Below are 19,003 nucleotides of genomic sequence, written 5' to 3' on the forward strand. Positions count from 1 at the left end.
GGACATCCACCGAGCGCGTGTGAGACTCAGGAATCGGTCGACACACCCATCCGCAGAATCTCCGCAACGCCGTCCTCTTCGAACTTCATCGGCCGCCGCCACCACGGCCCTTTCCCCGAATCGCTGGACAGCTCGGTCACTACACGATTCGCCGTCGCACCAGACTCGGGGGTGCTCAGCGGCACCGCCGTCTCGTACAGTCCCGATTCTGCGTCCGTCCCCTCCAGCAACACCGCCGCGTCGAACTCCGCGCGTTTCACGTGGGCGTTGTTCTCGAAGACGGCCCGCCGTTCGTTCGCCAACTCCGCGTACTCTGTCCCCGGAACTGGCTCCCGTGCCAACCGAAACTGCCCGATGACGTATGCACCCCAGTCGGGGGCTATCCACGGTCGGTCGGGGTCCCCGACGGTCGTGAGCGTGGCGTAAAAGAAGACGTAGTCACCGCGCTCTAACTCCAGGAGTGGCCGAGCTTTCACGCCGAATGGGTCGCCGTAGGTGTACCGCTCACAGCGGGGATACTCGGCGAACTCCGGGTCCAGGTGGACCGGGAGTTCCGCCGCACCGTCGGGTAGTTCGACCGCGAGGTCGAGGTCGGCGTAGGTCGGCACTGGACGAGTCGTCGGCTCCGACTCCGGAATCGGGACGTACTCGAAGCTCCCATCGGGACGAATCGGACCACGGACGCCGGGTTGGTTGGTGTTGGCGGCGACGTTGATGGCGACGGCACGAACCATTGACTCTGTGTGGGTTCGCGGGCGGGAAAAACGTGGCTACCGGACCGACGATCCATCTCGGCCACCCCCGTTCCGACCTACCAGACGCCGAGCGGTTCGATACACTCACGACAGAATGTGTAGCCCGTTCCGTTTTCCGTCCCGCAGTGAGGGCACGAACGCACGTCCGGATTCTCCTCGTGGAACTCCTCCAAGACGTGTTCTTTGCGTACGTCGTCTGGCGCACTCTGTTCCGGACTCGGTGGCGTAGAGCGGAACAGGAGTGAATCCTCGCCGCTCCGAAGATACCGGTAGATGAGCAACTGCAGCCCTGCGAAGAGGACGACGTACAGGACGATCCATCCCCAGACGTTCATGCGACATCATGACATACGTCGTCATGCTACTTGGTAGCTTCGAACAGGACTATCGACTCGTTTTTGAATAGGCCGTGACGTGTCCCGAAAATGGCTACCGCTTCGCGGCGGTTTACGGCCGTGAATCGTGATTAAGCGGGCTGCAATCGGAGCACGCGGTCGTCCTGCGGAGCGGGACTCGCCGACCGCCCGTCCTGGTTACTGGTCGTCACGTAGAGGTCGTCTTCCGGCCCGGTGAACACCGTCCGAAGACGACCGTACTCGCCTTCCAACAGGCGTTCCTGTTCGACCACCTCCCGGCCGTCGATTCGAACTCGGTGGAGGTGCGTACCCACGAGCGTTCCGAAGAAGAAATCCCCCTGCCACTCGCTGATGGGTCCGTCGTAGAAGGTCGCACTTCCGGGTGCGATGGTCGGTGTGTAGGACGTAATCGGGTCGGTGAACTGCCCACCCTGTCCGGTTACCTCGGGCCAGCCGTAGTTGTTCCCGGCTTCGAGGACATTTATCTCGTCGTCCGTGTCGGGGCCGTGTTCGGTGCTATACAGGATACCGTCCCGAAACGCGAGTCCCTGTGGATTACGATGGCCGTAGGTGAACACTTCGTTGCCGAAGGGGTTGTCCGGGTGTGGTTCCCCGTCGAGCGTCAGTCTGAGTACCTTTCCGGCCAGCGACTGTCTGTCCTGTGCTCGTGCGCCGCTTCCGGCGTCCCCCGTCGTGACGTAGAGCGCGTCGTCGTGAATCGCGAGTCGACCACCGTTGTGGATGGAAGACGCCGGAATGCCATCGAGAACCGTGCATTTCGGCTCGAATCCTTCGTCGATGCGGTGGCAGACGACTCGGTTCTGGAGCGTTCCCTGCGATTCGTAGGTCTGGTAGGTGTACGCCAAACTCTCGTCGTTCGGGTGCAAGACGAGTCCGAGGAGACCACCCTCCCCGGAGTGGGCAATCTGTCCGGTGAAATCGGCGACGATTTCGTTCCGGTTCGGGCGGAGACGCCGAATGCGTCCCGGTCGTTCGGTGAGATAGAGGTCGCCAGCGGAATCGAACGCCACACCCCACGGTACTTCGAGATTCATGGCGACCGTCGTGATGCGCACACCCCGTCGTCGTTTCGTGGTCGAGGTGTCCGTCGGACGGCCGGACGACCCGAAACACCCGGCGATACCGCTGATGCCGAGTGCTATCGACCGGAGGTACGTACGACGTCGCATACTCCGTGTCACGCCCCCACGGAAGAAAAACGGTGCGGGTTAGTTCGGCGGGTCAAGCGTCCGCTCGAACTCGTCGAACTCCTCCATGTCATCGGGGAGGTCGTAGTCGATTCGCCGCGACTCTTTTTCCGTCGGTGGCACGTCGTCGATAGGGACGGCCACGTCTTCCCACCCCGGCTTAATCTTGATGCTCTTCGCGGGCATCCCCACCGCGATGTGGTGGGCCGGAACGTCGCTCTGGACGACCGCCCGCGCACCGACGACGGCGTTCTCCCCGATTTTGAGACCGGCACGGACCATGGCGTCGTAGGTGAGTCGCACGTCGTCTTCGACGATGGTGTGGAAGTTCGTCACCTCGGTCTGGTCGACCACGTCGTGGTCGTGGCTGTAGATGTGGACGCCGTCGCTGATGGAACACCGGTTGCCGATCGTCAGTTTCCCACGGTCGTCCAGATGCACGTCGTCGTGGATGACGGTGTTGTCGCCGACGGAGATGTTGTGTCCGTACGTCATCGTGACGCCCTTGAAGATACGGAGGTTGTCGCCCGCCTCCTCGAAGAGATGCTTCGCGAGCATCTGGCGGAAGCGAAGCGCGAACTCCACGTTGTCGGCCATGGGCGTGTCGTCGAACTGCCGCCAGAGCCACTGGAGGTGCTTCGATTCGCGGAACTTCTCCTCGTCTTTCTCGGCGTAGTACTCGCTCTCCAGCGTCGAATTACAAGGGTCGTAACTCTGGAGTCGTACCCGTTCTGCGTTCGATACCGGTTCGCCGCTCTTCCACGCCTCGTACGCGTCACGGTCTCCGTGCAGGTCGATGAGCACTTCCTCGACTATCTTGCACGTATCCTCATCGCTGGCGAGGCGCTCGTCTACTTCCTCGATGAATCCGCGTAAACCGGCCTCGGCGGATTCAGGGAGTGTAACGTGTCGCTTTGTCATGCACTTATTTCACCCTCTGAATTCTTATAGGTTAGTTACCCTCCCGAAGGCAAGGGGGTTTTGGTTCCGGCGCGTCATGCTCCTTCCGAACGCCTTCGTTTCGCCTCGAAATCCGACCGACTGCAGTGGGTTTCACCTGACCAGGTATCACTTTCACTCCGGACTAACTAGCACCCATCGGTCCCGTCTGGATAGCTCTACTGACCCCGTCGGTCGGCACGTCGCGTCGGCCCGTAGCGTCGCTGGTGTCACGGCGACCCCGGTGAAACGTCACGCATACCGATAGTCGCGACGACGTTCGCCAGACCGATTCGGCGACCGAAAACGCGAGCGGGTCGGTTACGCCAGGAAGACGTGGCGTGGCCGGTCGGCGAGTACGTCCCGTCCCCAGTCGACCGTATCGCTGAAGGCGTCGCTTCGGAAGAAGTCCATCGCGTCCTCCTTCGAGCGCCACTGGCTGGCGATGAACATGTCGTCTTCGTTCTCGTGGTTGGTGAGCAGTTCGGTGTCGAAGTGGCCCTCCATGTCGGCGAGGACGCCACCGACCGTCTCGAACTTCTGGACGAAGTCGTCGCGGCGGTCGGGTTTGACGGTGTAGAACATTCCCATCGTGCCGAATCCGCTCTCCTCGCCCGCACGGGCGATGATTCCCGGCAGGTCGGTGAGGAAGCCACCGGCCGTCTCGGCCGCACTCTGGGTCTTCCAGATGCTCACGACCGCCGAGCGTTCGTCACCGTCGTAGACTGCCGTCTTCACGTGCGTATCGTAGTGGTCGAAGTTGCTCCGCAGGCCATCGACTTCGTCGAACAGGTCGGCGGCGTCGGCCTCGGAGTAGAGCACCATCGCGTACACGTCCTCACCGTGGGGTTTTCCGGCGTAGATGTCGAGGTCTTCGAGTTCGCCCCGGATGTCCCCCGCCTCGTTCTCGTCACCGTCGTCGCTCCCGTCGGACGTCTCACCGTGCGGGTGTCCGCTCTCGTCACCGTGGGCGTGTGTGTGCTCGCCGCCGCCCTCGCCGTGGGCGTGTCCGGCCGTCCCTCCGTGTGGGTGGGCGTCGTCCGGTGTCGGAATCTCCTCGCCGGTCATGAACGCCGGGAGGTCCGCCGGTGGGAAGCGGCGACCGAAGTAGAACGACCCGAACTCGGCGAAGCGCGAACTCCCCTCGTCGAAGCGCATCTCGTACAGCAGGTCTTTGATGTGAGTCGGGTCGTTGCTGAACAGGTCGACACCCCACTCGAAGTCGTCCATCCCGATACTGCCGGTGATGACTTGCGTGACCTTTCCGGCGTAGCCCTTGCCGATGTCGCCGTGACTCGCCATCATCTCGGCTCGCTCGTCGAACGGCGTGTCGTACCAGTTGTCCTCCGGCAGTCGGCGTTTGTTCATCGGGTAGAAGCAGACGAACTCCGCGTCCGGTACGTCCGGATAGAGTTTACTCGCCACGTAGCGAGCCATCCCGGTGTCCTCGATGTCGTCGGGGTCTTTTACCATCTCGTCGGAGGTGTACCCACCGACCTCCGTCACGGAGACGTAGGAGTCGGTTCGTTCGGTGAAGTCGGCGAATCCGGTTCGCTCGAAGACCCGCTCAGCGGTGTCGAGTGCGGCCACCGTCGGACGGAAGTGGAGCACGAGCAGGTCGGCGTCGTGTCCCATGACGCTGAACACGGCCGACGACCCGTCCTCGGCGTCGGTGACGTTCTCGTGGTCGTGCAGGAACTCGATACCGTCTCCCAGTGCGTTCTCGCGGACTCGTTCCGGGGCGTCTCGCCACCCGTTCCAGTCGATCGTTCTGAAGTCGTGGAGTGCGTACCACCCCTCTCGCGTCGGTGGGGCCTTTCTCGGCATACGCAAGGGTTAGGAGCGACCGGACAAGGAACTTTTGAGTCGAGTCGGCGTTCGTCGTCCCGGTGTCGGTATCACTGCGGAGTTGGTCGCACCGACCGAAAGCCTTTCAAAATCACGACTTAAATCCCCAGTCGATGCGGAAAAGTGGCCCGCCGAAAGGCCTGATCTCGTACCTGGTGCTCGAACTCTTAGACGAAAAACCCCGATATGGGTACGAGATTCTGAAAGAAATCCGTGAAATCAGTGGTGGCCACTGGGAACCGTCCTACGGGTCGGTCTACCCCATCCTCTACAAGTTCGAAGAGAAGGGGTGGGCCGAACGAATCGAGCGTGAGGACGAACCCGACCGGAAGTACTTCGAACTCACCGACACCGGGTACGAAGAACTCGTCAAAAAGCGCGAGGAAAGTGGGGCGAAAGCACGCGAGTTCGCCGACGTCATCCTGGGTTTTTACCACGTCTACGTCGCCTTCGCCACCGACGAGCGATTCGAAGTGGAGAGTCCGGACGGCGAGTGGCAGTTCGACGAGACGTTCAGTTCGTGGATCGTCGAGCAGATAATTCGCCACCACGAACGTGACTTCAGCGAGTTCGAACGCATCCCCGACGCGCCCGACGATTTTTACGAACGGATGGACCTCGAACGCTGAGCGAGGACCGAACGGCGACGGCCGACGAAGAACGGGTACCGGTCACGACGAAACTGCGAGCGCGTACTGTGTCTATCCCGCCAGCAGTCGCGGGCCGAATATCATGAGGATGAGGCTGGCGAGCATCGTCAAACCGACCGCCGTCGTTATCATCGTCGTCACCTGTCGAGGCTGGTCCGTCGGCAGACGCGACACCACCGCCTCGGCACCCATCCGGAGGATGTGCCCGCCGTCAAGCGGGAACGCCGGGATGCAGTTGAAAAAGCCGAGGTTGAGATTGATCCACCCCGTCCAGAAGAGGGCGTTCGCGAGCAAGAAGAGACCACCGCCGAGTCCCGACAGCGGCCCCTGTATCGCGTAGAAGTTGCTGTTCCACGCGACGAATCCGGCGAAGTTGTAGCCGACCGGCATCGAGAGGCTAGCGAACGGGAGCAAGAGCGTCCCGGCGATACCCAGCAGGAACGTCGTAATCGGCCCACCACCGCCACCGCCGCCGAAGGCGGAGAGGAACTGCCCCGCGAGGACGTCGCGGAACGTCTTCGCCGGGTAGAGTTCCGCGCCGAACCCGCTGGCCGTGATACCCGACGTCCCCGGTGCGACCAGGATGCCGACGATGGCCTCACCGCCGTCGTTCTCGCCGAGTTTCACGTCGTACGTGTTCCGAACGTAGTTCCCGTTCGATTTCGAGTATGTCTCCACGGTCACGGTCTCTCCCGGTTCGTAACCGTCGAGGACGGCGGTCAGGTCGCCGTTATTGACCACTCGTTTCCCGTCGATGGCCGTGATGACGACCGTTTGGCCGGGGTCGAGTCCCGACTTGCTCGCGGGACTGTCTTTTTGCACCGTCGAGAGTGCGCCGACGGGCCCGGTCACCTTCGACCCGTTCACGGTCAGCGTGGCGACCTTCTTGTCCGCGAGTTCTCGGTTCAGTGCTTGCTCGGTGTAGACTGCGGTCCCGTTGACGGCGGTGATTCGCTCACCTTTCCCGATACCCGCGTTCTGGGATTGCGCCGCTGCGAACGGCGAGTCGACTGCGATTCCCGTGACGAGCAGGGAACGGCGAATCGTCGTGGTTCGTCGCTCGTCGCCGTTCTCGACGGTCACCGACACCGACCGACTCTCGATGGCGGCGAGTTTGTCGCCGAGGTCGCCGTTGCTCTCGACAGCGGTTCCGTTGACCGCGACGATTCGGTCGCCACGCTGGATGCCAGCGTCACCTGCGGCGGAGTCGGCGAAGACGCCACCGATCGCCGCGCCGGACGCGACGGTTATCGACCCCATCAGCGGACCGAAGAGAAGTAAGAAAGCGACTAACGTGACGGCGAAGTTGTTCGTCACGCCCGCCGCGAACATCCGGCTCTGTCCCCCTCTATCCGCTTTCTTGCGGCTCTCTTCGTCCGGTTCGACGAACGCGCCGATGGGCAAGAACGCGAGCAGTGCGAGTCCCATCGACTGGATTTCGATGTCTTCGACCCGGCAGAAGAGGCCGTGGCCCCCCTCGTGGACGACCAGTCCGACGAGCAGACCGAACAGAATTTCGGGAGCGACCGAGAGCGGGAGGAAGTCGTTGACGCCGGGGATGACGAGCACGTTTCGCGGTTGTGTGACCGCCGTCGGTTCCGGTGGATTCTGGACGACGGCTATCGCCTGTACGACGAGAACGAGGAAGGTGCCGACCATTACGACCAGCGCGATGCCCAGACCGAAGTTCCCCCACGCCCGCCAGAATCGTTTCGGACGGGCGAGACGGTCCAGCAATTGTTTTCCTCTCTGGGTGTGTAGCGTCAGAATCGGCCCCTGCGTACCGAGATAGGACGGCAACATATCGTTCGCCCGAAGCGCGATCAGGGCGAACCAGTAGGCTGCAATTCCGAGAAACACCCACACAATCGTATCCATCAACCGAAAGAAAGGCGGCGTCGCTCAAATGCGTTTGGGAAACGGGCGAAAAAACGGGAGTTACTCGGCAGCCTGCCAGTCTTCTTCGAGTTCCTGCTGTGCGGCTTCCTTCTTGCTCTTTCGACGCTGCTGGACTTTGCGTGCAGCGGCGATACCGGCCGCGGTACCTCCGAGCACCGCGACGCGGCGTGCGAAGGTTTTGGTTCGGCTCTTGCCTTTCGTCGTTTCGGACTCGTCGGCCTCGGTTTCTATCTCCTCGATTTCTTCCGATTCCGTCTCCGTCTCCTCGATTTCCGCTTCGTTTTCTTTGACGAGTTCGGTTCGCTTCAACGCTGGTTTCTCTAGATTGAGTTCTATCAGGGCCATGGTAAATCACCGTTCAGTTTCCGGCGTGCTTGCGCTCGCCAGATAACCTCGCACCTCCCTATTAATGCTGGCACGTACTTTGTTATGCAGTTGCTAGCTGGAGGTAATAGATACTTGCCTGCCGTCGAACTTAACTCTGCTGGCGATTTTCGTTCCGGCAGAATCGACGACGATAGCTATCCGTTCCGACGAAGCCGACAAAGCACGAACTCGCGGTCCAGGTTCGAGAGAAACGGGCCGAGTTTCGGCCCCTGGTCGTCGTCGAAAAAGAGCCGATATCCGACGCCGAAGAACTCGCCGATGTCGATGTCGTGGCGCTTGGCCGTCTCGTAGATTTCGCCCTGAATCGCCTCACCGTCGTGGCCCTCCTCGACGAAGTCGGCCAGTTCGTCCAGCGCCGCTTCCGTCTCGACGTCGATGGATACGTCGGGCATCTCGGTGCGTTTCAGGTCGTAGTCGTACTCGTTGCTCGTCCGGCGCGCCCACGTCCGTGCTCGCTCGACCCGCGCGAGCGCATCCTCGACGGCCCACTCCGGCGCGTCGTCGGGAATGTGTCCCTCACGTCGTGCGATATCCTCGCGGAGTCCGGGGTCGTCGGTCATCCCCAGCACGGCGGCGAAAGTGTAGGGGATGCGGATGCGCTCGGGGCGAATCTCGCTGACGAGCACCGGATAGATGCGTTCGGCGAGCGCACGCTCTTTCTGGTCGGCGTCCTCCTCGCCGAAGTAGATTCGTTCGAACCGGTCGAACTCGTCCACCAACAGGTCGAGGCGCTCGATACTGAAATCGCGGGCCTTGTTCGGGTCTTTGGTGAAGAAGTACCGTAGCACGTCGGGTTCGAGCAGCTCCAGCACCTCTTTGACGAGGACGATGTTCCCCGCCGAGGAAGAGAAGGGCTTCCCGTTGAGCGTGAACCACTCGTAGGTCATCGGAACTGGCGGTTCGAACCCCATGACGTTGCGAGCGATGTCCTCGCCGCTCGGCCACGAGCCTTCTGCATGGTCTTTCCCGAACGGCTCGAAGTCCACATCGAGCGTCTTCCACTGGGCAGGCCACTCGAATCGCCATGGGAGCTTTCCATCGCGCAAGGTCGCCGTCCCCTCGTGGCCACAGCCGTCGATGGTGTTGTCGCCCGCCTTCAGGTCGGTACAGACGTACTCAACGGTACCTGCTTCCACGTCGAAATCCGTCACCGTCTCCGTAATCTTTCCGCAGTTCTCGCAGATGGGATTGAAGGGGACGTACTCCTCGTCCACCTTGTCCTGGTACTCCGCGAGCACCTCGCGAGCAGTCTCGGTATTGTCGAGCAAATGACGGGTCATGTCCACCAGTTCGCCGGTCTCGTACAGTTTGGTGTTCGAGACCACGTCGATGGGTACGCCGAGGAGGTCTGCGCTCTGCTGGATGAGGTTCGAGAAGTGATCGCCGTAGGAGTCACAGCAGCCGAACGGGTCGGGGATGTCCGTGTACGGCTTGCCGAGATTGCGTCCCAGTGCGCCAGCGTTCACGTCACCGAGTTCGACGATGTTTCCGTCCAGGTCGGCGAGCTTTCGCGGCAGTTTCCGCAGTGGGTCGCGGTCGTCGGCGGTGAAGACCTGTCGAACCTCGTGACCCCTGTCGCGCAAGACCTCCGCGACGAAGTAGCCACGCATGATCTCGTTGACGTTGCCGAGATGGGGAACCCCGGATGGCGAGATGCCGCCCTTGATGATGATGGGGTCGTCCGGGTCGCGGGCTTCGATTCGGTCTGCTACCTCGTCGGCCCAAAAGACGTGGTGGTCGTCTCCGCCATCGTCGCGGTCGTCCGCTGGTGCCGAATCGACACTCATCCTTGGACCCAGTAGGACATCTCGTCGTCGGCCCCGGCCGGGATGATGTCCGTTCCGCTGTGTTCACCAGAGAGGACGGCGTCGGCGATGCGTTTCGGCTCGGTTCCGTCGAGGACGATGGTGCGAACGCCGGAGCGCTCGATGAGTTTCGCGGCCAGCAGGTCGACCGGCGCGGAACTACCCGCGGTCATCTCGAGGTCGGCGATGACGTCGACGAGTTCGCTCGCCGAGAGCTGGTCGTACTTCGTCGCTTCCTCGACCTCGTTCGGGTCGTCGCTGAACACGCCGTCGACGCTCGTCGCGTAGACGAGGAGGTCGGCGTTCGTGTACTCGGCCAGCGCCGCGCTCACCGCGTCGGTCGTCTGGCCGGGCATCACGCCACCCATCACCGCGATGTCGCCACGATGCATCGCCGTCCCGGCTTTCTCGTAGGTTTCTGCCGGACTGGGTGCGGCCCGCTCACCGAGTGCCGCGATGAGGAGCCGGGCGTTCAGTCGCGTCACGTCGATTCCGATGTCGTCCAGTTCGATTTCGTTTGCACCGAGGTCACGGGCGGCGCCGATGTACTCTCGAGCGACGCCACCGCCGCCGACGACGGCACCGATACTACAGCCCTCCGTTGCGAGCGATTCGATGACTTCCGCGTGTCCACGGACGCGCTGGGATCCAAGGTCCGGCGCGAGTACGCTCCCGCCGATAGAAACGACCACCTTCATGCTATCGCGGTGTTACCCGGACGCGGCCTTAAGCGTTCTCAACTTCCGACCGAAGGCTAAAAGCGCCTCGCCGCCTGCAGTACGTGCATGAAGGTACTGGGTGTCGTCGGCGAGGGGTCGGCGGCCGTCGCCGACCGACTCGCCACCCGTCTCGGTGAACGCGGCACGGTCGGAACCATCACCCGAGGGTCCACGGAGCCGGTCGAATCGACCGCGTACGAACTCGGTGACGGAGGTTGGCGTGCCCGCGGTACGAATCGCTCGGTGACCGACGTGCTCGACGACATCGCGCCGAACCACGACTACGCCGTCGTCACTGGATTTCCGAAGGCGAACGTCCCACAGGTCGTCGTCGGAGAGACCGACCTCGACGAACGCGCCGACGAACCGCTCGCTCGCGTACCCGACGCAGACGCGCTCGATGTCGAAGCGGTCGTGAGTGCACTCGACGAAACCGAACCGTACGAGACGCTCGAATCGCTCGTCGCGCGCGTGAAACGCGCACCGAACGCCGAACAGTCGGGCGCAATTGCCACGTTCACGGGACGCGTTCGAGCGAAAGACAACCCGGACGATACGCCGACCGAATCCCTCGAATTTGAGAAGTACGAGGGAGTTGCGGAGACGCGCATGGAGGCGCTCTGCGAGGAACTCGAAGCGCGCGAGGGCGTGTTCGAAGTGGTCATGCATCACCGAACGGGTCGTATCCAGTACGGTGAAGACATCGTGTTCGTCGTCGTGCTCGCAGGACACCGCGAAGAGGCGTTTCGAACCGTCGAAGACGGCATCAACCGGCTCAAGGCGGAAGTCCCCATCTTCAAAAAGGAGGTCACGACGGACGAGCAGTTCTGGGTTCACGAGCGATAGATCGGGGATACCGGCGTGATTACCACCCTGTTCGTCAGACGTTATAATAGTGAATTTAATAGGGAAATAAAAATATAGAAGGCGTTTTAAACTATTAAACTGCGTCAAAAGGATTTTTAAAACGTCGGTTTTACCCGCATTCACGTCGATTTCCGGTGTAAAGAGCTAAAGATTTCCAAAACTACCCTAAGCTTCTGCCCTTTATAACATCCCTCCGTTCCATGGGGTAACTGGAGTCAGCACATGAGCGCAACCACCCAACTCGCCGCCGAAAGCCCTGAACCGCAATCCAAAGAAGACCGACTCAAGCAGTACCTCTGTGAGAAGGCCAGCGACGGAGAGCTGTACTTCAAGAGCAAGTTCATCGCGGACGAAGTCGGTCTCTCTGCGAAGGAAATCGGTGCGCTGATGGTTAAACTGACTGACAGCGACGAACTCGAAGTCGAGAAGTGGTCGTACACGAGCGCGACCACGTGGCGCGTCGCTCCCGCGTAAACACGGCCCCGTCCCCGCATCGTGGCTCCGCGCCCTCACACGCCATCACCTTCACGACGCCCGCACGCCCTGTGAGTTCCCCACCCTATCGAAACCCAGCCCCGTCGTCGCCCCGTGTCCCCACCCACCAACGCCACGGCGACAACACCTCCAGCCACCATCCGCCCCCAGCTGTCACATCCCCTTCGTGACCCACGTATCGCGTCTCCGAACGCTCCACTCGTCCTTCGATGCCTTTGTAGGATCCCACTGTTTTCGTTCGACCAGTGTCTCTCGTAACCGCGTTGACGACCGCCATCTTACCCGTCTTCTCGGTCGCTGCAGTCGGATTTTTGCTCGGCACGTTCCACGACGTCGAGGTCGACGCGCTGGGCACCGTCACGATTTACGTCTTGACGCCCGCGCTCGTCTTCCACAGTCTCACGACGACGTCACTCGGCGGGACGACAGCACTGACGCTGGCGGCCGGCGTCGTGGTGTTCACGCTGGCGATGGCTGCGTTAGCCGAATTCGTCGGACGGGCACTCGGCGAGTCGGAACCCGTCCTCGGTGCGCTCGTGTTGTCGAGTGCGTTCCCGAACGCGGGCAACTACGGGATTCCTCTCTCGCAGTTCGCGTTCGGCGAGGTCGGACGCAGTACAGCGATTCTCTACATCGCTGCCCAGTCCGTGCTGACCTACACGGTCGGCGTCTACCTCGCCTCGCGTGGCAACGGCACGTCCAGTTTCGCGGCCGTTCGAGAGGTGTTCAAACTGCCGCTCGTGTACGCAGTTCTCGCTGCGGGTGCGGCCCGCGCGCTCGACGTCGTCCCTGCCGTCGATTCGGCGGCGATGGAGACGCTGAAACTGACCGGCGACGCGGCGATTCCGGTGATGTTGCTCATGCTCGGAATTCAGCTAGCGAACACCGACTCTGGGGCCGCTATCAGCCGCGTCGGCGTTTCGAACGGGCTGAAACTCCTCGTCGCCCCGCTCGTCGCGGTCGCCGTCGTCTTCGTGCTTGGGTTCGAGGACGCCACCGTCGCACGCGTGTTCGTGCTCGAATGTGCGATGCCGGCGGCGATAACGCCGCTCATCCTCTGTATCGAGTACGACGAAGGAGGGGTAGGGCTCACCGGCCCCGAGTACGTGAGTACGGCGATTTTCGTCAGTACGCTCGCGAGCGTCCCGGTGTTGACGCTCCTCATCGCCGTCCTCCAGTCGGGGACCATCGTCTAAGGGTTTATACTCGTTCGTTCCGTACTGTGAGTGAATGGATTCGACCGAGCCGCACGAGGCAGGTCCTTCAATCGACCGGTTGTACTCGGTGTTCCGGGTGTACGACGTTCGAACTGACGGGGAACAGTTGGTGTACTACGGCGAACCCCTCGTCCCCCACGACCGATTGATGAAGACCCTCTGGCCCCTCTTTCGAGAGCAGGGCTACGAAGTCGCGCTCACGACCCGAATGGGCGAGTACGTCCTCGTCGCCGAACCGGTCAAACTCGGTCCGAACGGAGTTCCGTGGAAGAACGTCTTCCTGTTCGTCGCAACCGTACTCTCGACGCTGTGGGCCGGAGCGGCGTGGTACCACGTCAGTCCCGTCTCACAACCGGTCGAGGCGGTACTGACCGCGTGGCCGTTCACGCTCGCGGTTCTCGGCGTTCTCGGAACCCACGAACTCGGCCACTACCTGCTGAGTCGCTACCACGGGGTCGACGCAACGCTCCCTTACTTCATCCCGATGCCGACGCTCATCGGGACGATGGGGGCGGTCATCCGGATGAAAGGCCAGATGCCGAATCGGAAAGCCTTGTTCGACATCGGCGTTTCGGGGCCGCTCGCCGGCCTCGTCGCCACCGTCGTCGTCACGGCAATCGGGTTGACGATGGAACCGGTGACCGTCACACAGCAGACGCTCAACAGCGCGAGTACCATCGAAGTGAAGTTCGGCTACCCGCCACTCCTGAAAGCGATCGCGGCGGTCATGGGCGAACCGCTCACGTACGATAACCCGGCCAAATCGGTCAATCCGGTCGTCATCGGCGGCTGGGTCGGGATGTTCGTCACGTTTCTCAACCTCATCCCGGTCGGGCAACTCGACGGCGGCCACATCGTCCGGGCGATAATCGGGGAGCGACAGGAGAGCGTCGCAGCGCTCGTTCCTGCGGTGTTGTTCGGGCTGGCGGCCTACGTCTTCTACGTCCTCAACGTGAGCAACGCGACGGTGCTCTGGGTCATCTGGGGATTCCTGTCGATGTTCTTCGCCTACGTCGGCCCAGCGACACCCATCAACGACGTCGAACTCGACATGAACCGAAAACTGCTCGGCGTCCTCACGTTCATCCTCGGGCTGCTCTGTTTCACGCCGACACCCATCGAAATCGTCGCCTGACCGTCTCCCTTACCCGTGCGTGTAGCCTCGGTCGGGCAGTGGCTCGCCGTCCATCGTCACGTCCGAGTCTGTGACCTCGCCGACGACGGAGATGGAAATCGGCGACGCGTCTCGGGCGTCCGCGACGCGTTCCTGGGGAAGCGTAAATACGAGTTCGAAATCCTCGCCGAAAAAGCAACTGAGCGCGCGTTCGTCTTCCGCGTCGTTCGCAACCTCACGGACGCTCTCTGCGACGGGAATCACCTCGCTGTCGAGTTCGAACCCGCAGTCGCTCGCCTCCGCGAGTTGGTGGACCGACCGCGCGAGTCCGTCGCTTGAATCCATCATGGCGGTCGCGTGGGGCGCGAGCGCAATTCCCGCCGCGATGCGGGGTTCGAACCGAAAGAGGTCGTTCGCACGCTCGGTCTCCCCCCGGTCGAACAGTCGGAGCGCCGCCCCGCTTCGGCCGAGCGTTCCGGTCACACACAGGGCGTCTCCGGGGTGCGCTCCCGACCGCAAGACGGGGTCGTCGGTTCGTCCGAGCACCGTCGTCGTCGCCGTGAACTCGGAGGTGGTATCGAGGTCGCCGCCGACGTAGCGCGCTCCGACCGATTCGCACACGTCACTCGCGCCCGCGACGAACGCTTCGAGTTCGTCGCGGGCGAACGCCGGCGCGGCGTAGACGGCGACGGCGGCGACTGCCGCCGCACCCATCGCCGCGACGTCCGAGAGGGAGGCACCGACGGCCCGCCACCCGGCGGTGTATCGCGTCGTCCCCGCCGGGAAGTCGGTCGTCTCGTGGAGCATATCGGTCGTCAACACCTGTCCATCGACGACCGCCGCGTCGTCACCCGCGTCGGGAAGTTCGCCCGCCAGCAGTCTGAGCGCGGCCCGTTCATCCATACACCTCCTCTGGCATCGCAGGAAAAAAGCCGACCGGTCTTCGCTGGCTTCAAGCAGTCCCCCTGATATTTGAAAACTGATGCGACTCGACCTGGGAGATCTGCGGACGATGACCGCCGGCTTCGTGGCTGCGGTCGTAATCCTGCTCGTCGTCTTCTCACTCGTCGGTATCGAGCGCGTCGTGTCGGCACTCGCCGTGACCGACCTGCGCGTCGTCGTCCTTGTCTGTCTCGTCTCGCTCGCGTGGCTCGTTTCGTGGGCGATGTCGCTTCGAATCGTCCTCGACGTTCTCGGTGTTCAGGTCTCCAGCGTACGAGCGTTTCTCCTCTACGCGGGGGCGACGTTCGCCAACAACGTGACCCCGTTCGGCCAGGCGGGTGGTGAACCGTTCGCCGCCCTGCTCATCTCACGCGCCACGGACGCCGAGTACGAAACGAGCCTCGGCGCGATAGCCAGCGTCGACGCTATCAATTTCGTCCCCTCGATGTCCTTCGCGCTGGTCGGCGTGGCCTACTACGCGACGGTGCTCACGCTCGGTGACACGATAGAGATGGTCGCAGTCTCAATCGTCGCGCTGGCGATGGCGGTCCCCGTCGCCGCTGTCGCCGGATGGCGAAACCGCGACTGGGTCGAATCGGGTATCTCGGCCGGTGTCGTTCCCGTCGTCGGTGCCGTCGCTCGTATCATTCCGCGCGTGAAGCCGACGAATCGACCGGCAGTAGCGCGACGTATTCGGGGATTCTTCCGTGCCATCGAACGCGTCGCGGGTGACCGTCGTCAGCTCTTGCTCGCGGTCTTCTTCTCGGCGCTCGGTTGGCTTCTCTCGTCGGTTTCGTTGTGGTTGTCACTCTACTCGCTCGGCCACACAGTTCCGTTCGCGGCGGCGCTGTTTATCGTTCCCATCGGAAGTATCGCCGGGGTCGCCCCATTGCCGGGTGGACTCGGTGGAGTCGAGGCGGCGTTGGTGCTCCTGCTCGTTCCGATTACGGGCGTGACGGCGGCGACTGCGGGGGCGGCGGCCGTCATCCACCGTGGGGCGACCTACTGGCTTCCAGTGATGTTCGGGTGGACGGCGACGGTCATGCTGGAAGCAGACAATGCCAACGGCGACTGAGCAGGCCGACTGGAGGAAAGCGCGCCCCCAGTCCGTAACGATGGCTTTAAACGCCGCCGCAGGGAAATCTGTCCTATGACGACGCTCTACGACGTTCCGGCGGAAGCGCTCATCGAAGCGCTCGCCGACGACCTCGAAGATCGATTCGACCAACCGGACTGGGCCGAGTTCACCAAGACCGGCGCACAGCGCGAGATGCCTCCTGAACAGGAGAACTTCTGGCACGTCCGTGCGGCCAGCCTCCTGCGCAAAGTCGCTATCAACGGGCCGATCGGTGTCGAGCGACTCTCCACCGAGTACGGCGGCGGCAAGAAAGGTTCGACCCGCTACCGCGTCGCCCCCGTCCACCGCGCCGACGGGAGCAAGAAGATTATCCGAACCATCCTCCAGCAACTCGAAGACGAAGGACTCATCCAGTCCAGCGAGAGTCGCGGCCGTGAGGTCACCGGCGAGGGTCGCAGTCTCCTCGACGACACGGCAGGGAAGGTTCTCTCTGACCTCGACCGACCGGAACTCGAACGCTACGCCTAAACTGACACCGTCGAAGTCTCTTTCAGCTATCGTCCACAGAGCAACCGTCGAGTAGACCGACCAGTTCCCCGATGACCGGTTCGGCTCTATCGACGGCCCAACGTAGCGGTCGTGAAGTAACCGCTCGAGAGTTTTCGGCACGATCTGACCTCCCGGTGCTCGACGGGCGGTCGTACTCGTCGCCGTTCCGAACGTCACACTTCTCGCCGTGTCCCGACCAATTTTCGGGGGCGTTTGGAACGTCGTTCTCCGTAATTGTTTTTGGTCATGGCCGGTAAGCTACAGATAAGACATGAGTGGAAGTCCTGACGACGATAGACTCGAAGAGCTTCGAAAGCAGAAGATGGAGGAGCTACAGGATCAAAATCAGCAAGAAGAGGCCCAGAAACAGGCCCAACAGCAGGCCGACGCACAGAAGCAAGCACTGCTCCGCCAGTATCTAACCGACGGCGCGCGAAAGCGTCTGAACTCGGTGCGAATGAGCAAGCCGCAGTTCGCCGACCAGGTCGAACAGCAGATACTCGCAATCGCCCAGAGTGGCCGCATCAACGGCAAAATCGACGACCAGAAGATGAAAGAGTTGCTCCGCGAACTGAAGCCCGACAAGAAGAGCTTCAACATCAAACGCCGCTGAGATGGAACTCGGACTCCTCTACAGCGGGGGAAAGGACTCGACGCTCGCCGCCCTCCTGCTCGACGATTTCTACGACGTGACGCTCGTCACCGCCCACTTCGGCGTCACGGACGACTGGAAGCACGCCCGCGACACCGCCGAGGCGACGGGGTTCGACTTCGAAGCGGTCGAACTCGACCACGACGCCGCCATCGACGCGGTCGAACAGATGGCCGAGGACGGTTACCCGCGAAACGGTATCCAGCAGGTGCACATCCACGCTCTCGAAACCGTGGCGGAGATGGGTTTCGACGCGGTCGCGGACGGGACGCGCCGGGACGACCGCGTGCCGACCGTCTCGCGTGCACAGGCACAGAGCTTAGAAGACCGCCACAGCATCGACTACATCGTTCCGCTCGCCGGGTTCGGACGCGGCGCGGTCGACCGCCTCGTTTCGGCCACGCTCGACGTGGAATCCGGCCCGAGCGACGAGATTCGCAAAGCCGACTACGAAGCCGAACTGCGCGCCCTCCTCGCTCGCGAACACGGCGAGACGGCCGTAGACGACGTGTTCCCTGACCACGAGCAGACCTACGTTACGGGCTTCTTGAAGCGCTGACGTCGCCGGGTCGGCGACGATTGTCCGGTCGTTTCCACCCCCTTCTCGCTCGAACCGCCTCCCTGATTTTCGGTACGTAGCCCCAACTGCGTCCGTCGTTTCGAACAACACCACACAAACTAAACGTCGGCCACCAGTATCAGAGTGAGATGCGAGCGTTCCGAATCGCCTACGACGGTCGTCCGTACTACGGATTCCAGCGCCAGCCAGACGTGCCGACCGTCGAGGACGCGCTGTTCGACGCACTTCGTGCTCTCGGCGTGGCGGACGACGTGCCCGAGGGGTACGCCACCGCCGGTCGAACCGACGCGGGCGTCTCCGCCGTCGCCCAGACCGTCGCGTTCGAGTGCCCCGACTGGCTCACACCCTCGGCGTTCAACAGCGAACTCCCGGCATCGATTCGAGCGTGGGCCAGCACGGAGGTCGTCCCGGAGTTCCACGCGACCCACGACGCCTACTTTCGAGAGTACGTCTATCACTGCTACGCGCCACGAGCGAATCTCGCGCTGGCGAAAGACGCCAGCGACCGCCTCGCCGGAGAGCACGATTTCCACAACCTGACCCCCGACAACGAGGGAACCGTCCGCGACCTCAACGTCCGCGTTCTCCAGGACGGCGACTATCTGGTCTTTACGCTCCGCGCCCCCGGCTTCGCTCGCAACCTCGTCAGACGCGTCGTCTCGCTCGCCCACGCCATCGCCGTGGGCGACGCCCCGATAGCGAAGGTCGACCGCGTGCTCGCGCCGGAACCACTGGACGGCCCAGCGGGCGTCCCGCCCGCGCCCGCTCACCCGCTCGTGCTCGCTGACGTCGGCTACGACTGTGAGTTCTCGGTGGACGAAGATGGGGCGGAGAGCGCACGCGAGGTGTTCGGAGACCTGCGAGTCGAGCGCCGAACGCGGTCGCGTACCGCTCGTGAGATATGTGCTCGACTCGACTAGATTTATATCTGTCCACTCTGGCT

At 62.5% G+C, this 19,003-nt stretch carries 20 protein-coding genes; 10 read left to right on the plus strand and 10 right to left on the minus strand.

The window, feature by feature from the left end; genetic code table 11:
* Nucleotides 1–26 precede the first annotated feature (26 nt).
* The 5 genes from ACR3FF_RS07745 to ACR3FF_RS07765 all read right to left on the minus strand — a co-directional run bounded on the left by ACR3FF_RS07745 (nucleotide 27) and on the right by ACR3FF_RS07765 (nucleotide 5,085).
* The gene (locus tag ACR3FF_RS07745; RefSeq protein ID WP_458187416.1) at nucleotides 27–734 is read right to left on the minus strand and encodes an Nmad3 family putative nucleotide modification protein; all 708 of its coding nucleotides are present in this window, start codon (nucleotides 732–734) and stop codon (nucleotides 27–29) included.
* Between the two features lie 77 nt (nucleotides 735–811).
* The gene (locus ACR3FF_RS07750) at nucleotides 812–1,090 is read right to left on the minus strand and encodes a DUF7577 domain-containing protein (RefSeq protein ID WP_458187417.1); all 279 of its coding nucleotides are present in this window, start codon (nucleotides 1,088–1,090) and stop codon (nucleotides 812–814) included.
* 131 nt (nucleotides 1,091–1,221) lie between these two features.
* Nucleotides 1,222–2,301: a PQQ-dependent sugar dehydrogenase gene (locus tag ACR3FF_RS07755; protein WP_458187418.1), complete on the minus strand. Its 1,080-nt coding sequence runs from the start codon at nucleotides 2,299–2,301 to the stop codon at nucleotides 1,222–1,224.
* 39 nt (nucleotides 2,302–2,340) lie between these two features.
* Nucleotides 2,341–3,240 carry an acyltransferase gene (locus tag ACR3FF_RS07760; RefSeq protein WP_458187419.1) on the minus strand — a complete coding sequence of 300 codons (900 nt, stop codon included), beginning with the start codon at nucleotides 3,238–3,240 and terminating at the stop codon, nucleotides 2,341–2,343.
* Nucleotides 3,241–3,579: 339 nt separating this feature from the next.
* Complete coding sequence (locus ACR3FF_RS07765; protein WP_458187420.1) at nucleotides 3,580–5,085, minus strand: heme-binding protein; 1,506 nt, start codon at nucleotides 5,083–5,085, stop codon at nucleotides 3,580–3,582.
* 134 nt (nucleotides 5,086–5,219) lie between these two features.
* Between ACR3FF_RS07765 and ACR3FF_RS07770 the strand changes: the two genes are divergently transcribed.
* Nucleotides 5,220–5,735, plus strand: coding sequence for a PadR family transcriptional regulator (locus tag ACR3FF_RS07770; RefSeq protein ID WP_458187421.1), 516 nt, complete (start codon nucleotides 5,220–5,222; stop codon nucleotides 5,733–5,735).
* 72 nt (nucleotides 5,736–5,807) lie between these two features.
* On the opposite strand, the gene ACR3FF_RS07775 is transcribed toward ACR3FF_RS07770, so the two are convergent.
* The 4 genes from ACR3FF_RS07775 to pyrH all read right to left on the minus strand — a co-directional run bounded on the left by ACR3FF_RS07775 (nucleotide 5,808) and on the right by pyrH (nucleotide 10,545).
* Nucleotides 5,808–7,634: a site-2 protease family protein gene (locus ACR3FF_RS07775; RefSeq protein WP_458187422.1), complete on the minus strand. Its 1,827-nt coding sequence runs from the start codon at nucleotides 7,632–7,634 to the stop codon at nucleotides 5,808–5,810.
* A gap of 60 nt (nucleotides 7,635–7,694) precedes the next feature.
* On the minus strand, nucleotides 7,695–8,000 hold the full coding sequence (locus tag ACR3FF_RS07780) for a hypothetical protein (protein ID WP_458187423.1): 306 nt from the start codon (nucleotides 7,998–8,000) through the stop codon (nucleotides 7,695–7,697).
* 176 nt (nucleotides 8,001–8,176) lie between these two features.
* Nucleotides 8,177–9,829: a lysine--tRNA ligase gene (gene lysS, locus ACR3FF_RS07785; protein ID WP_458187424.1), complete on the minus strand. Its 1,653-nt coding sequence runs from the start codon at nucleotides 9,827–9,829 to the stop codon at nucleotides 8,177–8,179.
* Nucleotides 9,826–10,545 carry a UMP kinase gene (gene pyrH, locus ACR3FF_RS07790; RefSeq protein ID WP_458187425.1) on the minus strand — a complete coding sequence of 240 codons (720 nt, stop codon included), beginning with the start codon at nucleotides 10,543–10,545 and terminating at the stop codon, nucleotides 9,826–9,828. Before pyrH ends, lysS begins: the two co-directional genes overlap by 4 nt.
* 87 nt (nucleotides 10,546–10,632) lie before the next feature.
* Here pyrH and ACR3FF_RS07795 point away from each other — a divergent pair, with 87 nt between their 5' ends.
* From ACR3FF_RS07795 to ACR3FF_RS07810, 4 genes are all read left to right on the plus strand, one after another.
* Nucleotides 10,633–11,412 carry a molybdopterin synthase gene (locus tag ACR3FF_RS07795; protein WP_458187426.1) on the plus strand — a complete coding sequence of 260 codons (780 nt, stop codon included), beginning with the start codon at nucleotides 10,633–10,635 and terminating at the stop codon, nucleotides 11,410–11,412.
* Between the two features lie 243 nt (nucleotides 11,413–11,655).
* A complete protein-coding gene (locus ACR3FF_RS07800; protein WP_458187427.1) occupies nucleotides 11,656–11,907 on the plus strand; it encodes a DUF7123 family protein in 252 nt (83 codons plus the stop codon).
* Between the two features lie 266 nt (nucleotides 11,908–12,173).
* Complete coding sequence (locus ACR3FF_RS07805) at nucleotides 12,174–13,124, plus strand: AEC family transporter (RefSeq protein WP_458187428.1); 951 nt, start codon at nucleotides 12,174–12,176, stop codon at nucleotides 13,122–13,124.
* A gap of 34 nt (nucleotides 13,125–13,158) precedes the next feature.
* Nucleotides 13,159–14,280 (plus strand): site-2 protease family protein, encoded by a 1,122-nt coding sequence (locus ACR3FF_RS07810; RefSeq protein ID WP_458187429.1) that lies wholly within the window; start codon nucleotides 13,159–13,161, stop codon nucleotides 14,278–14,280.
* Nucleotides 14,281–14,289: 9 nt separating this feature from the next.
* On the opposite strand, the gene thiL is transcribed toward ACR3FF_RS07810, so the two are convergent.
* On the minus strand, nucleotides 14,290–15,162 hold the full coding sequence (thiL, locus tag ACR3FF_RS07815) for a thiamine-phosphate kinase (protein WP_458187430.1): 873 nt from the start codon (nucleotides 15,160–15,162) through the stop codon (nucleotides 14,290–14,292).
* Between the two features lie 79 nt (nucleotides 15,163–15,241).
* Here thiL and ACR3FF_RS07820 point away from each other — a divergent pair, with 79 nt between their 5' ends.
* The 5 genes from ACR3FF_RS07820 to truA all read left to right on the plus strand — a co-directional run bounded on the left by ACR3FF_RS07820 (nucleotide 15,242) and on the right by truA (nucleotide 18,980).
* A complete protein-coding gene (locus tag ACR3FF_RS07820) occupies nucleotides 15,242–16,276 on the plus strand; it encodes a lysylphosphatidylglycerol synthase transmembrane domain-containing protein (RefSeq protein ID WP_458187431.1) in 1,035 nt (344 codons plus the stop codon).
* A 75-nt stretch (nucleotides 16,277–16,351) separates the two neighbouring features.
* Nucleotides 16,352–16,807, plus strand: a complete 456-nt coding sequence (locus tag ACR3FF_RS07825; RefSeq protein ID WP_458187432.1) for a 30S ribosomal protein S19e — start codon at nucleotides 16,352–16,354, stop codon at nucleotides 16,805–16,807.
* Nucleotides 16,808–17,099: 292 nt separating this feature from the next.
* Nucleotides 17,100–17,441, plus strand: coding sequence for a DNA-binding protein (locus ACR3FF_RS07830; RefSeq protein WP_458187433.1), 342 nt, complete (start codon nucleotides 17,100–17,102; stop codon nucleotides 17,439–17,441).
* A 1-nt stretch (nucleotide 17,442) separates the two neighbouring features.
* Entirely contained in the window at nucleotides 17,443–18,039 is a 597-nt protein-coding gene (locus ACR3FF_RS07835; protein WP_458187434.1) for a DUF7411 family protein, read from the plus strand.
* A gap of 149 nt (nucleotides 18,040–18,188) precedes the next feature.
* On the plus strand, nucleotides 18,189–18,980 hold the full coding sequence (gene truA, locus ACR3FF_RS07840) for a tRNA pseudouridine(38-40) synthase TruA (protein ID WP_458187435.1): 792 nt from the start codon (nucleotides 18,189–18,191) through the stop codon (nucleotides 18,978–18,980).
* Nucleotides 18,981–19,003: the final 23 nt, after the last annotated feature.

Source organism: Haladaptatus ordinarius (genome assembly GCF_054177595.1).

What these genes read in the sequence shown, in the direction of transcription:
- ACR3FF_RS07745 (WP_458187416.1), bottom strand. Translation starts at nt 734, where the DNA reads ATGGTTCGTGCCGTCGCCATCAACGTCGCCGCCAACACCAACCAACCC.
- ACR3FF_RS07750 (WP_458187417.1), bottom strand. Translation starts at nt 1,090, where the DNA reads ATGAACGTCTGGGGATGGATCGTCCTGTACGTCGTCCTCTTCGCAGGG.
- ACR3FF_RS07755 (WP_458187418.1), bottom strand. Translation starts at nt 2,301, where the DNA reads ATGCGACGTCGTACGTACCTCCGGTCGATAGCACTCGGCATCAGCGGT.
- ACR3FF_RS07760 (WP_458187419.1), bottom strand. Translation starts at nt 3,240, where the DNA reads ATGACAAAGCGACACGTTACACTCCCTGAATCCGCCGAGGCCGGTTTA.
- ACR3FF_RS07765 (WP_458187420.1), bottom strand. Translation starts at nt 5,085, where the DNA reads ATGCCGAGAAAGGCCCCACCGACGCGAGAGGGGTGGTACGCACTCCAC.
- ACR3FF_RS07770 (WP_458187421.1), top strand. Translation starts at nt 5,220, where the DNA reads ATGCGGAAAAGTGGCCCGCCGAAAGGCCTGATCTCGTACCTGGTGCTC.
- ACR3FF_RS07775 (WP_458187422.1), bottom strand. Translation starts at nt 7,634, where the DNA reads ATGGATACGATTGTGTGGGTGTTTCTCGGAATTGCAGCCTACTGGTTC.
- ACR3FF_RS07780 (WP_458187423.1), bottom strand. Translation starts at nt 8,000, where the DNA reads ATGGCCCTGATAGAACTCAATCTAGAGAAACCAGCGTTGAAGCGAACC.
- lysS (WP_458187424.1), bottom strand. Translation starts at nt 9,829, where the DNA reads ATGAGTGTCGATTCGGCACCAGCGGACGACCGCGACGATGGCGGAGAC.
- pyrH (WP_458187425.1), bottom strand. Translation starts at nt 10,545, where the DNA reads ATGAAGGTGGTCGTTTCTATCGGCGGGAGCGTACTCGCGCCGGACCTT.
- ACR3FF_RS07795 (WP_458187426.1), top strand. Translation starts at nt 10,633, where the DNA reads ATGAAGGTACTGGGTGTCGTCGGCGAGGGGTCGGCGGCCGTCGCCGAC.
- ACR3FF_RS07800 (WP_458187427.1), top strand. Translation starts at nt 11,656, where the DNA reads ATGAGCGCAACCACCCAACTCGCCGCCGAAAGCCCTGAACCGCAATCC.
- ACR3FF_RS07810 (WP_458187429.1), top strand. Translation starts at nt 13,159, where the DNA reads ATGGATTCGACCGAGCCGCACGAGGCAGGTCCTTCAATCGACCGGTTG.
- thiL (WP_458187430.1), bottom strand. Translation starts at nt 15,162, where the DNA reads ATGGATGAACGGGCCGCGCTCAGACTGCTGGCGGGCGAACTTCCCGAC.
- ACR3FF_RS07820 (WP_458187431.1), top strand. Translation starts at nt 15,242, where the DNA reads ATGCGACTCGACCTGGGAGATCTGCGGACGATGACCGCCGGCTTCGTG.
- ACR3FF_RS07825 (WP_458187432.1), top strand. Translation starts at nt 16,352, where the DNA reads ATGACGACGCTCTACGACGTTCCGGCGGAAGCGCTCATCGAAGCGCTC.
- ACR3FF_RS07830 (WP_458187433.1), top strand. Translation starts at nt 17,100, where the DNA reads ATGAGTGGAAGTCCTGACGACGATAGACTCGAAGAGCTTCGAAAGCAG.
- ACR3FF_RS07835 (WP_458187434.1), top strand. Translation starts at nt 17,443, where the DNA reads ATGGAACTCGGACTCCTCTACAGCGGGGGAAAGGACTCGACGCTCGCC.
- truA (WP_458187435.1), top strand. Translation starts at nt 18,189, where the DNA reads ATGCGAGCGTTCCGAATCGCCTACGACGGTCGTCCGTACTACGGATTC.